At 72.9% G+C, this 16554-nt stretch carries 14 protein-coding genes; 4 read left to right on the forward strand and 10 right to left on the reverse strand.

Annotation, left to right across the window (positions count from 1 at the left end; genetic code table 11):
* Nucleotides 1-13: 13 nt before the first annotated feature.
* Nucleotides 14-1078, forward strand: a complete 1065-nt coding sequence (locus tag FHX73_RS01900; protein WP_145902940.1) for an FAD-dependent oxidoreductase — start codon at nucleotides 14-16, stop codon at nucleotides 1076-1078.
* Here the strand turns inward: FHX73_RS01900 and paaE are convergent.
* The 7 genes from paaE to FHX73_RS01935 all read right to left on the reverse strand — a co-directional run bounded on the left by paaE (nucleotide 1066) and on the right by FHX73_RS01935 (nucleotide 9241).
* On the reverse strand, nucleotides 1066-2136 hold the full coding sequence (paaE, locus tag FHX73_RS01905; protein ID WP_145902941.1) for a 1,2-phenylacetyl-CoA epoxidase subunit PaaE: 1071 nt from the start codon (nucleotides 2134-2136) through the stop codon (nucleotides 1066-1068). The two genes, FHX73_RS01900 and paaE, sit on opposite strands and share 13 nt — an antisense overlap.
* Nucleotides 2136-2612: a 1,2-phenylacetyl-CoA epoxidase subunit PaaD gene (paaD, locus tag FHX73_RS01910; RefSeq protein ID WP_145908002.1), complete on the reverse strand. Its 477-nt coding sequence runs from the start codon at nucleotides 2610-2612 to the stop codon at nucleotides 2136-2138. The genes paaE and paaD overlap by 1 nt, the downstream gene beginning before the upstream one ends.
* Before the next feature lie 2 nt (nucleotides 2613-2614).
* Entirely contained in the window at nucleotides 2615-3493 is an 879-nt protein-coding gene (gene paaC / locus FHX73_RS01915; protein WP_145902942.1) for a 1,2-phenylacetyl-CoA epoxidase subunit PaaC, read from the reverse strand.
* Between the two features lie 11 nt (nucleotides 3494-3504).
* On the reverse strand, nucleotides 3505-3792 hold the full coding sequence (gene paaB, locus FHX73_RS01920) for a 1,2-phenylacetyl-CoA epoxidase subunit PaaB (RefSeq protein ID WP_145902943.1): 288 nt from the start codon (nucleotides 3790-3792) through the stop codon (nucleotides 3505-3507).
* Complete coding sequence (gene paaA / locus FHX73_RS01925) at nucleotides 3785-4747, reverse strand: 1,2-phenylacetyl-CoA epoxidase subunit PaaA (protein ID WP_145902944.1); 963 nt, start codon at nucleotides 4745-4747, stop codon at nucleotides 3785-3787. The genes paaB and paaA overlap by 8 nt, the downstream gene beginning before the upstream one ends.
* Nucleotides 4748-4965: 218 nt before the next feature.
* Nucleotides 4966-6246 (reverse strand): M20 family metallopeptidase, encoded by a 1281-nt coding sequence (locus FHX73_RS01930; protein ID WP_211786112.1) that lies wholly within the window; start codon nucleotides 6244-6246, stop codon nucleotides 4966-4968.
* A gap of 508 nt (nucleotides 6247-6754) precedes the next feature.
* Nucleotides 6755-9241: an RICIN domain-containing protein gene (locus tag FHX73_RS01935; RefSeq protein WP_145902945.1), complete on the reverse strand. Its 2487-nt coding sequence runs from the start codon at nucleotides 9239-9241 to the stop codon at nucleotides 6755-6757.
* 274 nt (nucleotides 9242-9515) lie between these two features.
* Between FHX73_RS01935 and FHX73_RS01940 the strand changes: the two genes are divergently transcribed.
* The 3 genes from FHX73_RS01940 to FHX73_RS01950 all read left to right on the forward strand — a co-directional run bounded on the left by FHX73_RS01940 (nucleotide 9516) and on the right by FHX73_RS01950 (nucleotide 13498).
* Entirely contained in the window at nucleotides 9516-10541 is a 1026-nt protein-coding gene (locus FHX73_RS01940) for an aldo/keto reductase (protein WP_145902946.1), read from the forward strand.
* 47 nt (nucleotides 10542-10588) lie between these two features.
* Nucleotides 10589-11179, forward strand: a complete 591-nt coding sequence (locus FHX73_RS01945; protein ID WP_145902947.1) for a TetR/AcrR family transcriptional regulator — start codon at nucleotides 10589-10591, stop codon at nucleotides 11177-11179.
* Nucleotides 11180-11674: 495 nt separating this feature from the next.
* A complete protein-coding gene (locus FHX73_RS01950; RefSeq protein WP_246213752.1) occupies nucleotides 11675-13498 on the forward strand; it encodes a putative Ig domain-containing protein in 1824 nt (607 codons plus the stop codon).
* Between the two features lie 64 nt (nucleotides 13499-13562).
* On the opposite strand, the gene FHX73_RS01955 is transcribed toward FHX73_RS01950, so the two are convergent.
* The 3 genes from FHX73_RS01955 to FHX73_RS01965 form a co-directional block, all read right to left on the reverse strand.
* Complete coding sequence (locus FHX73_RS01955; RefSeq protein WP_145902949.1) at nucleotides 13563-15599, reverse strand: serine/threonine-protein kinase; 2037 nt, start codon at nucleotides 15597-15599, stop codon at nucleotides 13563-13565.
* A gap of 218 nt (nucleotides 15600-15817) precedes the next feature.
* Complete coding sequence (locus FHX73_RS01960) at nucleotides 15818-16231, reverse strand: PIN domain-containing protein (RefSeq protein ID WP_145902950.1); 414 nt, start codon at nucleotides 16229-16231, stop codon at nucleotides 15818-15820.
* Nucleotides 16213-16497 (reverse strand): hypothetical protein, encoded by a 285-nt coding sequence (locus FHX73_RS01965; RefSeq protein WP_145902951.1) that lies wholly within the window; start codon nucleotides 16495-16497, stop codon nucleotides 16213-16215. Before FHX73_RS01965 ends, FHX73_RS01960 begins: the two co-directional genes overlap by 19 nt.
* Nucleotides 16498-16554: the final 57 nt, after the last annotated feature.

The raw sequence follows: 16554 nt of genomic DNA on the forward strand, positions 1-16554 counted from the left end.
ATGTTCCACGACCGTGACCGTTGCAGCTTCAACTGATGTCGTGGTGATCGGCGGCGGACAGGCGGGCCTGTCCGCCGCCTACCACCTGCACCGGCGCGGGTTCGCGCCGCACACCGGGTTCGTCCTGCTGGACGCCGACCCGGCACCCGGCGGCGCCTGGGCGCACCGCTCGCCCTCGCTGCGGATGGCGACCGTGCACGGCTTCCACGACCTGCCCGACGCCGAGCTGCCCGAGCCCGACCCGCTGGCCCCGGCCCGCGAGGTGGTGCCCGGCTACTTCGCCGCCTACGAGGCCCGGCACGCCCTCCCGGTGGTCCGGCCGGCCAAGGTGACGGCGGTGCGCGACCTGGGCGAGCGGCTGCTGGTGGAGTCCACCGCGGGCGACTGGACGACCCGGGCGCTGATCAACGCCACCGGCACCTGGACCAGGCCCTTCCTGCCGCACTACCCCGGACACTTCACGGGCCGTCAGCTGCACTACGCCGACTACCGGGGCCCGGAGGGGTTCGCCGGGCAGAAGGTGGTGGTCGTGGGCGGCGGCGCCTCGGCGGTCCAGCTGCTGGCCGAGCTCGGCGAACTGGCCGAGACGGTCTGGGTGACCCGCCGCGAGCCGGTGTTCCGGGACGGCCCGTTCACCCCCGAGGCCGGCCGGGCCGCCGTCGCGCTGGTCGAGCAGCGGGTCGCCGAGGGGCTGCCGGTCCGCAGCGTGGTGAGCGTGACCGGGCTCGGCCCGTCGGTGGCGCTGCGCCGGGCCGAGCAGCTGGGCGTGCTGCACCGCCGCCCGGTGTTCGACCGGCTGACCGAGCACGGCGTCGCCTGGGGCGGGGTCGAGGAGCGGGTGGACGCGATCATCTGGGCCACCGGTTTCCGCCCCGAGGTCGGCCACCTGGCGCCGCTCGGCCTGCGCGGGCCGGGCGGCGGCATCCGGATGCTGGGCACCCAGGCCGCCGCCGACCCGCGGGTCCACCTGGTGGGTTACGGCCCGTCGGCCAGCACGGTGGGCGCCAACCGGGCCGGGCGGGCCGCCGTCAACGGGATCGTCAAGCTGCTGAGCCCGGTGCTCGCTCAGGCGTCGTAGTCCACCGTCACCCGGTCGGAGACCGGCCGGGCCTGACAGGTCAGCACGTAACCGGCCGCCAGTTCCTTCTCCTCCAGGGCGAAGTTGCGCCGCATCTCCACCTCGCCCTCGGTGACCAGGGCTCGGCAGGTGCCGCAGACCCCGCCCTTGCAGGCGAACGGCAGGTCGGGGCGGGAGCGCTGGGCGCCGTCCAGCACCGAGCGGTCGCGCGGCAGCCGCAGCACGCTGCGCCGGCCGTCCAGCACCAGGGCGACCTCGCTGAGCTCGCCCTGGTCGGCCTCGGTCGGCTCCGGCCGCTCGGCGACCGGCTCGTCCTCGGCGTGGAACAGCTCCTGGTGCACCGCCGCGGCGGGCACGCCCAGCTCGGCCAGCAGCGCCCGGGCCTCGGCGACCATGCCGAACGGCCCGCACAGCCACCAGTGCCCGACCGACTCGACGTCCACCAGCGCGCCGAGCAGCGCCCGGACCCGCTCGGTGTCCAGCCGGCCGCTGAGCAGCTCGGCGTCCCGGACCTCCCGGGAGAGCACGTGCACCAGCTCGAACCGGTCCAGGTAACGGTCCTTCAGGTCGGCCAGCTCGTCGGCGAACATCACCGTGTCGCTGCTCCGGTTGCCGTAGAGCAGGATGACGGTGGCCCGGGGGTGGGCGGCCAGCACGGTCGCGGCGATCGAGACCATCGGGGTGATCCCGGAGCCGGCCGCCAGCAGCACGTGGTGCGCGGGCTGCGTCAGGTCGGCGGTGAACAGGCCGCTGGGCGGCAACACCTCCACGGCGTCGCCGACGGCCGCGCGGCGCACCAGCTGCTCGGAGAAGAGCCCGCCGGGCACCTCGCGCACGGCGATCCGCAGCGAGCCGCCGGCCGGCGAGCAGATCGAGTAGGAGCGGCGCTCGTCGGCGCCGTCCACCAGCCGGCGCAGGGTCAGCGTCTGGCCGGCCCGGAAGTCGTAGTCGGCGGCGAGCTCCTCGGGCACCTCGAAGGTGACGGCCACCGCGTCCTCGCAGAGCCGCTCCAGTGCGGCGATCCGCAGGGGGTGGAACTGCGCGCGGCGGGCGGCCATCAGATCTCCTTCATGCGTTCGAACGGCTCCTGGCAGGCCCGGCAGCGCCAGAGCGCCTTGCAGGCCGTGGAGCCGAACCGGGACAGCTCCTGGGTGTCGGCCGAGCCGCACTGCGGGCAGGGCACCGCGAGGCGGGTTGGTCCCAGCTTCAGCAGCCCGGTGGGGCCGGCCGGCCCGGGCGGGGCGATCCCGGCGGCGGCGAGCTTGGCCCGGCCGGCCTCGGTGATCAGGTCGGTGCTCCACGGCGGGTCGAGGCGCAGCCGCACCTCGACCCCGGTGAACCCCGCGGTGCGCAGCCGCCGGTCCACGTCGCCGGCCATCTCGGCGACGGCGGGGCAGCCGGAGTAGGTGGGGGTGAGCCAGACCGTGACGCCGTCCGCCCGCTCGTCCACGCCGGCCAGCACCCCGAGGTCGGCCAGCGTGAGCATCGGCAGCTCGGGGTCGGGCACGGCTCCGGCGATCTCGGCGACACCCATCGTCACCACGTCGCTCCCGGGTGCTGGCGGGCCACCGCCTGGAGCTCGGCGAGCAGCGGGCCGAGCGCCTCGGTGTGCGCGCCCTCGCGGCCGCCCCGGCCGCCGATCCGGGCCAGCGGCGGCGCCGTCGGCACGGTCAGCCGGGCCTCGGCGACCAGCTCGGCCAGCTCGGCGAGCACCGGCTCGCGCAGCTCGGCCGGGTCGAGGCCGAGCCGCAGCTCGCTCTCGTGCGCGGTGAAGAGCTCGTCCAGCAGCGGCCAGAGCGCGTCCAGCCCGGCCTGCATCCGCTCGGCGGAGTGGGCCGTGCCGTCGCCCAGGCGCAGCAGCCAGCTGCTCGCGTACTCCTGGTGGTAGGCGAGCTCCTTGGCGCCGCGGGCGGCCACGGCGCGCAGCACCGGGTCGGGGGCGCGCTCGGCGAGCCGGGTGTAGAGCGCGTGCCGGGCGGTGGCGAAGAGCAGCAGCCGGGCCACGCAGTGCGCGAAGTCGCCGTTCTCCAGCTCGACCAGGCGCACGTTGTGGAACTCGTGCTCGGTGCGCCAGTAGGCGAGGTCGTCCTCGGTGCGCCCGCTGCCGTCGGCCTGGCCGGCCCGGGTGAGCAGCAGCCGGGCCTGGCCGAGCAGGTCGAGGCCGAGGTTGGCCAGGGCCACCTCCTCCTCCAGCTCGGGCGCGTGGGTGCACCACTCGATGAGCCGCTGGGCGAGCACCAGGGCGTCGTCGCCGAGCAGCAGGCAGTAGCGCGAGAGGTCGGCTCCGTCGACGTCCGGTGCCAGGGTGGTGTCCACGCCCAGCAGCGGATCGGCGAAGCCGGTGCCGTAGGCCCAGCGGGCCTCGGCCTCGTGGTCCTCCTGGGCCAGCGTCAGGTAGACGTGATCGTCCGTCATCTCGGTCCCCGTCAGATGTGCGGGACATCCTCGGGGATGTCGTAGAAGGTCGGGTGGCGGTAGACCTTGTCACCGCTGGGCTCGAAGAACGGGTCGCGCTCGTCCGGGGTGGAGGCGGTGATCGCCGTGGAGCGGACCACCCAGAGGCTGACGCCCTCGTTGCGGCGGGTGTACAGGTCCCGGGCGGCGAGCAGCGCCATCCGGTCGTCGGCCGCGTGCAGCGAGCCGACGTGCACGTGGTTGAGGCCGCGCCGGGGGCGCACGAAGACCTCGTAGAGCGGCCAGGACTGGTCAGACATCACGTTCCTCCTGCTTGCGGGCATACGCTGCGGCGGCCTCGCGGACCCAGGCGCCGTCCTCGTGGGCGGCCCGGCGGACCTCGACCCGCTGGGCGTTGCACGGCCCGTTGCCCTTGATCACGCGCATCAGCTCGGCCCAGTCGGGCTCGCCGAAGTCCCAGCCGCCGCGCTCCTCGTTCCAGCGCAGCTCGGGGTCGGGCAGGGTGACCCCGAGGTGCTGGGCCTGCGGCACCGTCATGTCCACGAACCGCTGGCGCAGTTCGTCGTTGGTGTGGCGCTTGATCCGCCAGGCCATCGACTGCGCGGTGTTGGGCGAGTCGGCGTCCGGCGGGCCGAACATCATCAGCGAGGGCCACCACCAGCGGTCCACCGCGTCCTGCACCATCCGCCGCTGCTCGGCGGTGCCGCGCATCATCGTGATCAGCAGCTCGAAGCCCTGCCGCTGGTGGAAGGACTCCTCCTTGCAGACCCGCACCATCGCCCGCGCGTACGGTCCGTAGCTGCACCGGCAGAGCGGCACCTGGTTGCAGATCGCCGCGCCGTCCACCAGCCAGCCGATCACGCCGGTGTCGGCGTAGTTCAGCGTCGGGTAGTTGAAGATCGACGAGTACTTCTGCCGGCCGCTGATCAGCATCTCGGTCAGCTCGCCCCGGTCCACGCCCAGGGTCTCGGCGGCCGCGTAGAGGTACAGGCCGTGGCCCGCCTCGTCCTGCGCCTTGGACAGCAGGATCGCCTTGCGCCGCAGCGAGGGGGCCCGGGTGAGCCAGTTGCCCTCGGGCTGCATCCCGATGATCTCGGAGTGCGCGTGCTGGGCGATCTGCCGGACCAGGGTGGCGCGGTAGGCGTCGGGCATCCAGTCCCGGGGCTCGATGCGCTGCTCGGCGGCGATCACCGCCTCGAACCGCTCGGCGAGCTCCGGGGTGCCCTGGGGCTCCGCCGTCTGCACTGGGGCCATCACCAACTCCTCCCGACTGACCATTCGGTCGGTTCCATTCTGTAGCCACTGCCCTACCGATGACAAGGACCACCTGGCCCGCACCCCGGGAAGCCGCCGAGCAGACGCCGCGGTGACGCCGCGGAGACGCCGTGGAGACGCCGAAGGGGGCGGACCCTGGGCCCCTCCTGCCCGTTGGCGGGCAAGGAGGGCGGGCCCGCCCCCTTCCGTGGTACCGGCTATCTACGGCCGGGCAGGCCCGGCAGCGGGGCCGCCAGCAGGCCGGCCAGCAGCGCCAGCCTGGGCGCCAGCCGGTCCACCCGGATCCGCTCGTCCCGGGCGTGCGCGCCCGCGCCGACCGCGCCGAGGCCGTCCAGCGTCGGCAGGCCGCGGGCGCCGGCCAGGTTGGTGTCGCCCGCGCCGCCCGCCGGGGCGCCGTCCAGCTGCTGGCCGAGCGCGCCCGCCAGCCGGCGCACGTGCTGGAGCAGCAGGTTGTCCTCGTGCCGCTCGGGCCAGGCCGGCCGGCTGGAGAGCACCTCGGTGGTGACCAGCGCGCCCGGCCGCAGCGCCGTCAGGTGGGCCAGCGTGTCCAGCGTGCTGGCCTGCGCCTCCGGGGTGGAGAACCGCAGCCCGAGCTCCGCCTCGGCCTGGCCGGCCACCACGTTCGCCCGGGTCCCCCCACGGATCCGGCCGGTGTTGAGCTCGGTGCCCGGCTGGTGGCCGAGCTCGTTGCGGATCTCGACCAGCTGGTCGACCAGCTCGTCCACCGCCGAAGTGCCGTCCTCCGGGTGGCTGCCGGCGTGCGCCTCGTGGCCGGTGACCATCAGGCGCACCCGGGTGGAGCCCCGGCGGGCGGTCTTCAGGCTGCCGTCCTCGTGCGGCGGCTCCAGGCCCAGCACGGCTGCGGCGCCGCGCAACTGACGCTCCACCACCCGCCGGCCGTCCGGGCTGCCGATCTCCTCGTCCGCGGTGATCACCACCCGGACCGGGCGGTGCGGCCGCAGCCCGAGGTCGCCGAGCAGGCCGAAGGCACCCTCCAGCAGCGCCAGTCCGGCCTTCATGTCCAGCACGCCGGGGCCGCTGAGCACCCCGTCGTGCTCGGCCACCGGCCAGTCGGCCAGCGTGCCGGCCGGCCAGACCGTGTCGTGGTGGCCGACGAAGAGCAGGTACGGCAGGCTCTCGTCCTGCCCCGCCCACTCCAGCAGCAGGTGGTCCCCCGCCGGGCCCGGCTCGCGCCGCACCTGGGCACCCACCGCCCGGTAGCCGGCCGAGAGCTCCTCGGCCAGCAGGTCCAGTCGCTCGGCATCCCCACTGGGCGACTCGATCTCGGCAAGCTCGGTACAGCGGCGGCGGACCGCGCCGGCCAGGTTCTCGGCCCGGGTGGCCAGGCTGCCGGGCAGCGCGCCGGCGGCGGGCGCAGAGAGAGGATCGCCGCCCTCCGCGGGCGCGGGCGGCGCCGGCGGGGTGTCGACGGTCCGGGCCTGCGGGCCGGGCACCGGGCTGGTGGTGTTCGGACTCACCGGGCACCTCCGTGCTGGCCGGCTGTACTCAGCGCACCGCTACTCAGCACACCGCGCGGCGAACCGCCCGCCGCCGGCCGGCCGGACCCGGCCGGTGGCTGCGGGGTGCGTGGTGCGATGGAACGGCTGGTCGACATGTAGTCCTCCTCGCTCGAACCGGGTGGTCCCGGCTCGACCGGGACCCCCGTGGGCTGCGCCTCCGGCTGGCGGCGCGGGTGTCGCCGTGGCAGGGGAAGCCGAAGTGAGCCTAGAAGAACGGTCGTGCTCCAGGCGAGGTGGCCCTGCCGGCGCACCCGGGCGCAGCGGCGGTGCCGGGCCCGGCACCGGCCCCGGGTCGGCGCCGGCGCGGCCGGCCCGCCGACAGCGGATCGCGCCCACTGCCTCCCACCATGCGCCCGCCCGGCCGCTTCGGCCCGGCGAACGGCCAGCGGCGGGCGGATCCGTGCCGGACGGGTGACGCACCGCGGCCCCCGCTCCGAGGAGCGGGGGCCGCGGCTCTGACGGTGGGTCAGCCGATCTTGACGAGCTGCCAGCTCTGGTTGGCGCCGCCGTTGGCCGGCCACTCTATGGCGTGCGCACCCATGGTCAGCGAGGCGCCCTCGACGTCCAGCAGGTCGCCGTCCGAGCGGGCCTGCAGGGTGTAGCGGCCCTGGCCGGCCGGGACCAGCTGCCACTGCTGGGCGGCGCCGCCGGTGGGGCCGGCGAGTTGGAGCTGGGTGTCCGGCATGGTGGTGCCGCCCGGGATCGCCAGCGCCTGGCCGCTGGCCGCCCCGGTCACCGTGTAGTAGCCGTCACCGGTGCCGGTCAGCCGCCACTGCTGGTTGGCGCCGCCGTTGTTCGTCCACTGGATGATCGGGGTGCCGGGCGCGGTGCCCTGGTTGGCCGCGTCCAGCAGCTGGCCGCTGTTGGCGTTGACCAGCTGGTAGGTGCCGTCCAGCGGGGCGGGCGTGCCGTTCGGGGTGATCGTCAGGTTGCTGAACTGGACCGGGTAGTAGCCGCCGGTGCCCAGCGCGATCTGGCCGGCGCCGTAGCTGTCGTCGGTCACCGTGGTCAGGGTGCTGCCGTCCAGCTGGGCGGTCAGGGTGTCGCCCTGGAAGGAGATGGCGAGGTGGTGCCAGGTGTTCAGGCCGAGCGCCGGCACGGTGCCGGAGGCCAGCGTGGTGAAGTTCCAGGAGGTGTCGCTCTTCAGCAGGGTCCAGCTGCCGTTGTCGCCGACCCGCAGGTTGTAGGCGTCGAGGCCGTTGTTGTTGCGGCCCTGGGTGCCGACCCGGCCGAGCAGTTCGGCGGTGCCGGACTGCTGGAGCAGGGCGTCCACGCCGACCGTGTAGTCGGACCAGCTGAGGTCGCCCATGGTGGTGTAGGGCTGGTCGGCGCTCTCGTCGGTCCACCGGATCGGGGTGGTCGGGGCCTGCTGGGTCAGGCAGTTCCCGGCCCGGCCGCCGGCGCAGGGCGCGGTCTGGAAGGCGCCGTTCATCGCACTGAAGTACTTGGCCTCCTGACCGGTGCCGCTACCGCTACCCGCGAGCGAGTCGGTGTACGGCAGCGCGAGGGGGGCGCGCTGGGGCACGGTGGTGGCGGCGGTGCCGGCACCCTGGCCCGTGGTGGTGGTCACGGTGTAGAGCCGGCCGGGCTGCAGGGTGAGCTGGTAGCTGCCGCCGGTCGCCTTGAGGTCGGGGGCGGCGGCCATCACCGGAGCGGTGGCGGTCAGGTCGGTGGACCAGACGTGCAGGGTGCCGCCGGGCAGGCCGCCGGCGGTCCGCAGGGTGACGGTCTGCGGGGCGGTGGCGTCCATGGTCTCGAAGACGGTGCTCCAGGCGGAGCGGCCGGGGTTGGCGTAGCTGACGTAGCTGCCGTTGGCCCGGTTGCCGCCCAGGTAGCCGGAGGCGGTGTCCAGGTACTGCCAGCCGGGGGCGGTGAACTGGGTGGTCTGGGCGGTCACCCAGGCCGAGCGGCCCACCGTGTAGGCGCCGGACCAGGGCTGGTTGGCCGTCACCAGGCCCATCGAGTTGAAGCCCAGGTTGGGGTAGAGGGCGGCGACCACCGGCCAGTTGATGAAGGCCGTCATCTTGCCGTCCAGGTAGCCGCGGTTGATCGCCCGGGCCATCGGGGCGGCCCCGCTCTCGGCGTCCTCGGAGCCGTTCTCGCTGGCCCACAGCCGCTTGCCGCTGGCCTGCGCGTCGGCGGTGCTGGAGCAGCTGCTCATCGCCGACATGTAGCCGCACGGGTAGTGGGTGCCGATGACGTCGACGGCGGACTTGAGGGCCGGGTCGCTCTGCATCGAGGTGGCGATCGACCAGTTGTCGTCGGCGCCGACCACCTGGGTGGCGCCGTAGCCGCGGGCGGCCAGGGTGGCGTGCAGGTTCTCGTACCAGGCGGCGTTGTAGCCGCGCTCGTTCCAGCCGCCGAGGTAGTCGATGGACAGGCCGTGCTGCTTGGCGCAGCCGAGCCAGTCGGTCAGGTAGTCGACCATGTCCTGGGACCAGAAGTTGCCGCCGCTGCCGGTGTTGCCGACCCAGCCGGGGGCGCCCCAGGAGAGGGCGTAGAGCTTGATGCCGGGGTTGCGGGCCTTGGCCTGCTCCATCAGCCACCACTCGTAGCCGGCGTTGCAGTCGATGGTGCCGCGGGTGTGCTCGATGGAGGCCTCGGCGCCGTCGGTGGAGTTGGTGTCGCCGCCGACCTCGACCTTGAGGATCTGCAGCGCGGCCCCGTAGCCGGGCTTGAACAGGTAGTCGAGGATCTGGCTGCGCTGCGGCTCGGGGTAGTCGAGCAGCAGCCGGGAGTTGCCGCCGCCGCCGCTGATCGCGCCGACGCCGTCGAAGGTGCGGCCCGGGGAGGTGCCGTCGACGGTGATCGCGGTGTTGGTGGCGGTGGCCGCCGCTGCGGGGGCGGCGGCGGTCGCGGTGGTGGCGGCGGTGGCGGTGGCGGTCGCGGGGGCGGTGAGCAGGCCCAGGAGGAGGGCGACCAGGGCTAGTAGGGCGCGGGGAGAGGTTCGCATGGGGGCGCAGTCCTCACGTGGTGGGTTGTGCGCGGGTGGGGGTGCTGATTCGAACGGAATCGAGCAGGAGCAAACAGTAGGAACGGCCCGATGGCGCGTCAAGAGAGCGCGCAGCAACGGGATTTGAGCGTCCCCGAATGAGGTGTCACAGCATCCGCCGAACGGCCCGACGCGGCGGACCTTCACATGCGGGCCGGTGCATGGGTCGGTGGATGGACCAGTGGATGGACTGACAGAAATTGAAATCTGTCATCCGTCATGCCATAGTCGTTCCATGACCAGCACCCACACCCCCGCCCACCTCCCCACCCGCCGCCTCGGCACCACCGGCCCGGTCACCTCCGCGCTCGGCCTCGGCGCGATGGGCATGTCCGACCTCTACGGCCCGGCCGACGAGGCCGAGAGCATCGCCACCCTGCACGCCGCCCTGGACGCGGGCATCACCCTGATCGACACCGGCGACTTCTACGGCATGGGCCACAACGAGCTGCTGATCCGCGAGGCGCTGCGCGGCCGCGACCGCGACTCGGTGCGGATCAGCGTCAAGTACGGCGCCCAGCGCGACCCGGCCGGCAACTGGATCGGCTACGACGCGGGCCCCGCCGCCACCAAGACGGCGCTCGCCTACACGCTGCGCCGGCTCGGCACCGACCACGTCGACGTCTACCGCCCGGCCCGGCTCGACCCGCAGGTGCCGATCGAGGAGACCGTCGGCGCCATCGCCGAGCTGGTCCAGGCCGGCTACGTGCGCCACATCGGCCTCTCCGAGGTGGGCGCCGAGACCCTGCGCCGGGCCGCCGCCGTGCACCCGATCAGCGACCTGCAGATCGAGTACTCGCTGATCTCCCGCAGCCTGGAGGCCGAGGTACTGCCCGCCGCCCGCGAGCTGGGCATCGGCATCACCGCCTACGGCGTGCTCTCCCGCGGCCTGCTCAGTGGCCACTGGTCGGCCGGCCGCGAGCTGCACGGCACGGACTTCCGCGGCCACAGCCCCCGCTTCCAGGGCGAGAACCTGGCGCACAACCTCTCGCTGGTCGAGCAGCTGGGCCGGATCGCCGAGGCCAAGGGCGCCAGCACCGCCCAGGTGGCGATCGCCTGGGTCGCCCAGCAGGGCGAGGACATCGTGCCGCTGGTCGGCGCCCGCCGCCGGGAGCGGCTCACCGAGGCGCTCGGCGCGCTCGACCTGCGGCTGGACCCGGCCGACCTGGCGGCCATCGAGGCGGCGGTGCCGGTCGGCGCGGCCGCCGGCGACCGGTACGCTGCCGCACAGATGGCCTCCCTGGACAGCGAGCGGCGCTAGCCGACCGGGTCGGGCCGACCGGACCCAGTGAAGGACGTACCTCCCCCGTGACCACCGAGAGCGCACTCACCCCCGAGCAGATCCTGGGCGCGGCGGAGGACGTCCTGCGGCGGTTCGGCCCGAGCAAGGCGACCGTGGTGGACATCGCCCGCGCACTGGGCGTCAGCCACGGCAGCGTCTACCGGCACTTCCCGAGCAAGGCCGCGCTGCGCGAGGCGGTCACCCAGCGCTGGCTGGACCAGGCGCACGACAGCCTGCAGGCGGTCGCCGAGGAGGGCGGCCCGGCCGGCGAGCGGCTGCACCGGTTCCTGGGCACCCTGTTCGCCGCCAAGCGGCGCAAGGCGCTGGACGATCCGGAGCTGTTCGCCACCTACCTGGTGCTGGTGGCCGAGCACAGCGACACCGTCGCCGGGCACCTGGAGGTGCTCACCGGGCAGGTGGCGAGGATCGTCGCGGACGGCGTGGCGCAGGGCGAGTTCGCCGACCTGCCGGTGCCGGCCACGGCGCGCGCGGTGTTCCAGGCGATGGCGCACTTCCACGACCCGGCGCACGCCGCCGAGTGGGCCGACGAGGGCCGGTCGACGGAGGACTTCGAGGCGCTCTGGCGCCTGATCAGCGAGGGCCTGCGGCGCCCTTGACGGTGCGTTCGGTCGTCCTCTGACGATGCGTCGGCTCGCCCCTGACGGTATGTGAATCACCCCACTGGTCAGCCAAGTTCACAGTTACCGGCCGGTTAAAGCTGTGCGCGATGCCTTGCCGCCCGGAGTTAATGGCCCCTAACCTCGACCCCGCGCCGCCCTACCCCACCGGGTCGGCGCGGGGCCCTTCTTTGCGCTTTCACGTGTCATGCACGTGACATTGACGACCCCTCCTTCACGGAACAGCGCACACCGCGCCGGCCTGCACTCGCCGCGCGCGGTTCCCGGGAACCTCAACGACCCCCACGGAGGGTTCACTTGCGCACCCACTCCCCCCGCGGTCAGCGCGCTCGCGCGCTGACCGCACTGCTGCCGGCCGGCGCACTGACCGTGCTCGGCCTGCTCGCCCCCACCGCCCACGCGGCCACCGGCACGACCCCCGCCGGCTCCGACGCGGTGAAGCGGGTCTGCGCCGCCCCGACCCACCCCGGTGAGATGGCCTGCCTCGCGCTGGTCCGCACCAACGTGGCCCAGCCGCACGCGTTCGCCCTGAACGCCGTGTCGCCGAACGCCACCCCCTCCGGCTACGGCCCGGGCGACCTGCAGAGCGCCTACAACCTGCCGGCCAACGGCGGCGCCGGCCAGACCGTCGCCATCGTGGACGCCCAGGACGACCCGAACGCCGAGTCCGACCTGGCCACCTACCGCAGCCAGTACGGCCTGCCCGCCTGCTCCACGGCGAACGGCTGCTTCAGCAAGATCGCCGAGGACGGCAGCACCAACTACCCGACCGCCGACACCGGTTGGGCCGGCGAGATCTCGCTCGACCTGGACATGGTCTCGGCCGTCGCACCGAACGCCCACATCCTGCTCGTCGAGGCCACCTCGGCGAACATGAGCGACCTGGGCGCCTCCGTCAACGAGGCCGTCGCCAAGGGCGCCAAGTTCGTCTCCAACAGCTACGGCGGCTCCGAGGACTCCACCGACACCACCTCGGACAGCCAGTACTTCAACCACCCAGGCGTGGCGATCACCGTCTCCGCCGGTGACTCCGCCTACGGCGCCGAGTACCCGGCCGCCTCGCAGTACGTCACCTCGGTCGGCGGCACCTCGCTGACCAAGGACTCCAGCACCCGCGGCTGGAGCGAGTCGGTCTGGTCCACCAGCAGCACCGAGGGCACCGGCTCCGGCTGCTCGGCCTACGACCCCAAGCCGAGCTGGCAGACCGACAGCGGCTGCTCCAACCGCACCATCTCCGACGTCTCCGCCGTCGCCGACCCGGCCACCGGCGTCGCGGTCTACCAGACCTACGGCGGCTCCGGCTGGAACGTCTACGGCGGCACCAGCGCCTCCTCGCCGATCATCGCCTCGGTCTACGCCGACGCGGGCACCCCGGGCGCGAGCGACTACCCGGCCAAGTACCCGTACCAGCACACCAGCGCGCTGAACGACGTCACCACCGGCAACAACGGCACCTGCTCGCCGTCCTACCTGTGCACCGCCGGCCCGGGCTACGACGGCCCGACCGGCCTCGGCACCCCGAACGGCCTGACCGCCTTCACCAACGGCGGCAGCACCGGCGGCAACACCGTCTCGGTGACCAACCCGGGCAACCAGACCACCGCGACCGGCACCGCCGTCTCGCTCCAGGTCAAGGGCACCGACTCGGCCTCCGGTCAGACCCTGAGCTACTCGGCCAGCGGCCTGCCGGCCGGCCTGTCGATCAGCTCCTCGGGCCTGATCACCGGCACCCCGGCCACCGCGGGCAGCAACAACGTGACCGTCACCGCCAAGGACACCACCGGCGCCACCGGCACCACCTCCTTCACCTGGACCGTCACCGGCTCCGGCGGCACCTGCACCGGCAGCGGCCAGCTGCTCGGCAACCCGGGCTTCGAGACCGGCTCCGCCTCCCCCTGGACCGCGACCGCCGGCGTGATCAACAGTGACACCGTCAGCGAGCCGGCCCACAGCGGCAACTACGACGCCTGGCTGGACGGTTACGGCTCCGCCCACACCGACACCCTGGCCCAGACCGTCTCCGTCCCGGCCGGCTGCAAGGCGAGCTTCTCGTTCTGGCTGCACATCGACACCGCCAAGACCGGCAGCACCGCCTCCGACAAGCTGACCGTCACGGCGAACGGCACCACCATCGCCACCTTCTCCAACCTGAACGCCAACAACGGCTACGTCCAGGAGACCTACGACCTCTCCGCCTACGCGGGGAAGAGCGTCACCCTGCAGTTCAAGGGCGTGGAGAACTCCTCCTCCGCCCAGACCAGCTTCGTGATCGACGACACGGCGCTGAACGCGAGCTGATGCTCAGTCAGTAACCGCTGGACGAGCGGGCCCGGGGGCTGCCACCCCCGGGCCCGCTTCAGTGTCAGACCCGGCCCGTGGCCTTGCCCAGGTTCGACAGGTGTCCGCGGCGGGCGCGCAGCGTGTCGGGATGGTCAGGGCCGAGCACACGCTCACGGTCAGCGGCCAGCCGGGCGAAGAGCCGTGCGGCCTCCACGTGATCCCCGCCCGCACCGACGTAGGACGCATGGAGGTTCCGGCTGATCAGGGTGTCCACGTGGTCGGCGCCCAGGACCCGCTCACGATCAGCGACAACGCCGGCGCAGAGCCGCACGGCCTCCACGTAGTCACCAGTCCCGCCGACGCTGTACGCATGGTTGTGGCGGCTGCTCAAGGTGCCGGGGTGGTCGGCACCCAGGAACCGCTCACGGTCAGCGACCACGCGCGCGAAGAGCCGAGCACCCTCCGCACGATCCCCGGCTTCTCCGACGTACCGCGCGTGGTCGTGCCGGGTGCTCAGGGTGTCGGGATGGTCGGGGCCGAGCACACGCTCACGATCAGCGGCCAGGCGCGCGAAGAGCCGAGCGGCCTCCGCATAATCTCCGCCCTCACTGACGCGCCGCGCCTGATTGGATCGGGCGTTCAGGGTGTCGGGATGGTCGGGGCCGAGCACACGCTCACGATCGGCGGCCAGACGGGCGTAGAGCCGAGCAGCCTCCGCGTAGTCCCCGGCCTGACCGACGTGCCACGCGTGGAGGCTTCGACTGATCAGCGTGTCGACGTGGTCGGCGCCCAGGACCCGCTCACGATCAACGACAACATCAGCGCACAGCCGCACCGCCTCCGCACGGTCCCCGGCCGCGCCGACGTTGTCCGCATGGTTGTGGCGGCTGCGCAAGGTACTGGGGTGGTCGGCGCCCAGGAACCGCTCACGGTCCGCCGCCACGCTCGCGAAGAGCCGGGCAGCCTCCACGCGGTCCCCGCCCACACCAACGTTCCACGCATGGTGATCCCGGCTGTTCAGGGCATCGAGGTGACCGGGACCCAGCACACGCTCACGGTCAGCGGCCACGCTCGCGAAGAGCCGCACTGCCTCCGCGTGGTCCCCGGCCTCACCGACGTACCGCGCATGGTCCTGTCGGGCCGCCAGGGTGTCGGGGTGGTCCGGGCCCAAGGCCCGCTCCAGATCAGCGGCGAGATCCGCGGCCAGCCGCACCACCTCGGTCTGCCCGCCGCCCGCGCTCCTGTCCTCGACGCCGCCGGCTTCTATGACGCGGAGTGCGTCGCGCACCGTGGCCGCGTCGGCCGGCCGGTCGTCGGGTTGCTTGGCCAGCAGCCCCAGGACGAGCTCGTCGAGCGCGGCCGAGATGCCCTCACGCCGGCGACTCGGCGCCTCCGGCTGCGAGCGGGCATGGGCCCACATCACGCCGAGCGTGTCATCGGCCTCGAACGGCGGCCGCCCGGTGAGGAGTTCGTAGAGCAGGCAGCCGACGCTGTACAGGTCCGAGCGCGGATCCACCGCCTGCCCCGGCTCCATCCGCTCCGGTGCCATGTAGTGCGCCGAGCCCACGACTTCGCCGTCCCGGGTGATCCTCGTGCGGTCGGCATGCAGGTAGGCGGCGATGCCGAAGTCCACCACCTTGACGATGCCGCTGCTGCCACCGACCGGCTGCTTGACCAGCAGCACGTTGTCGGGCTTGATGTCCCGGTGCACGATCCCGGCACCGTGCGCAGCGGCGAGCGCGTCGCAGACCTGTGCACACCATTCGACGGCCTGAGCGGGAGACACCTGCGAGCGGCTGGTGACGACGTCCTTGAGGGAACTGCCTCGGACCAGCTCCATCACCACGAAGGGCGTGCCCTGGCCGCCGGAGTCTTGCTGCACGCCGAAGTCGAGCACGGCGACGATGTGCGGGTGGCCGAGCAACTGCGCCGCGAGCCTCGCCTCACGCCGGAAGCGGGAGCCCAGCTCCGAGTCAGCACGACCGAGTTGACTCCGAATCAGCTTGACGGCCACCTCGCGGTCCAGCCGCTCGTCATGGGCGCTCCACACCGCACCCATGCCGCCGTGCCCGAGAAGGGCCTCCAACCGGTACCGACCGTCAAGAACCGTCCCCTGCATGCGTCCCCCGAACCTCAGCTTGGGAGGCCAAGGCTAGTTGACGACAGCCACCGTGGCACTGCCCCGGCCCGCCCGCTCGGGTTCGACGCGTAGGACATGACGTCGAGCTCGACCGGCCATCGGGCGGCAACGTCGAGCATGCTCCCACCGGATGTACGCGATGACCGGCACGGAGACGTCCCTGGCCCGACGCATCACCGCTCCAACAAGCCAGTCCGTCAGACAGCCACGATCCTCACGCGATCACCGCAGAGCTTGGTCATATCGTCGACGTCCGACGTCAGCAGCACGACCGGCCGCTGCTGACGCAGCGCCATCTCGGCCACGGCCGCGTCGATCGCGTACTTGTGACCGTGCAGGCCCGCGCCGATCAGTATCGCCGAAGCGGTTCGCGCCTCCTCTTCGCCGATCGGCACGATCCGCAGACCCGACAGGATCCATCGCAGTCGAGCCTGGTCAGTGCGACTGTGGACGGCTTCGATGATGGTCAGAGCGCTGATCACCACTTCCATGCCCCGCCTGCGAGCCTCAGCGACCATCGCGACAGCGGGCTCGTGATCATTGAGCAGCTTGGAGAGGCCCTCGGAGTCGAGCACCAAGGTTCCCTCGTGACTCAGCTTGCGACGGGCCATTCGCCCTCCTCGGCGAACACCTCGTCGAAGACCTGGCGGGCCCGGTCCTGCTCGGTCGCCGAAATCGGGCCCTGCCGGCGCTCATAGTCGGCGAGGTACTCGTCCAGGATCTGGCCGCGCAGTTCCCGCTCGACGGCCATGGCGATGAAGGCCGAGAACTCGCGCTTGCCCACGCGTTGGCGAATCGCCTCAGCCGTACCTTCGGGCAGCGAGAGGCTGACCCTAGTGGCTGGTCCCTCGCCAATGCTGTATGGCGTCTCAGTCATGGAGCCAGATTATCAAAGAAGTAGGAAGAGGCCTCGATCACAGCTAACCCGAGGCCT

The sequence above is a fragment of the Kitasatospora viridis genome (genome assembly GCF_007829815.1).
Classification (GTDB): domain Bacteria; phylum Actinomycetota; class Actinomycetes; order Streptomycetales; family Streptomycetaceae; genus Kitasatospora; species Kitasatospora viridis.

Excerpts from the sequence above, each read along its gene's own strand:
- paaE (WP_145902941.1), bottom strand. The coding sequence starts at position 2,136 with ATGGCCGCCCGCCGCGCGCAGTTCCACCCCCTGCGGATCGCCGCACTG.
- paaD (WP_145908002.1), bottom strand. The coding sequence starts at position 2,612 with ATGGGTGTCGCCGAGATCGCCGGAGCCGTGCCCGACCCCGAGCTGCCG.
- paaC (WP_145902942.1), bottom strand. The coding sequence starts at position 3,493 with ATGACGGACGATCACGTCTACCTGACGCTGGCCCAGGAGGACCACGAG.
- paaB (WP_145902943.1), bottom strand. The coding sequence starts at position 3,792 with ATGTCTGACCAGTCCTGGCCGCTCTACGAGGTCTTCGTGCGCCCCCGG.
- paaA (WP_145902944.1), bottom strand. The coding sequence starts at position 4,747 with ATGGCCCCAGTGCAGACGGCGGAGCCCCAGGGCACCCCGGAGCTCGCC.
- FHX73_RS01935 (WP_145902945.1), bottom strand. The coding sequence starts at position 9,241 with ATGCGAACCTCTCCCCGCGCCCTACTAGCCCTGGTCGCCCTCCTCCTG.
- FHX73_RS01940 (WP_145902946.1), top strand. The coding sequence starts at position 9,516 with ATGACCAGCACCCACACCCCCGCCCACCTCCCCACCCGCCGCCTCGGC.
- FHX73_RS01950 (WP_246213752.1), top strand. The coding sequence starts at position 11,675 with ATGGCCTGCCTCGCGCTGGTCCGCACCAACGTGGCCCAGCCGCACGCG.
- FHX73_RS01955 (WP_145902949.1), bottom strand. The coding sequence starts at position 15,599 with ATGCAGGGGACGGTTCTTGACGGTCGGTACCGGTTGGAGGCCCTTCTC.
- FHX73_RS01960 (WP_145902950.1), bottom strand. The coding sequence starts at position 16,231 with ATGGCCCGTCGCAAGCTGAGTCACGAGGGAACCTTGGTGCTCGACTCC.
- FHX73_RS01965 (WP_145902951.1), bottom strand. The coding sequence starts at position 16,497 with ATGACTGAGACGCCATACAGCATTGGCGAGGGACCAGCCACTAGGGTC.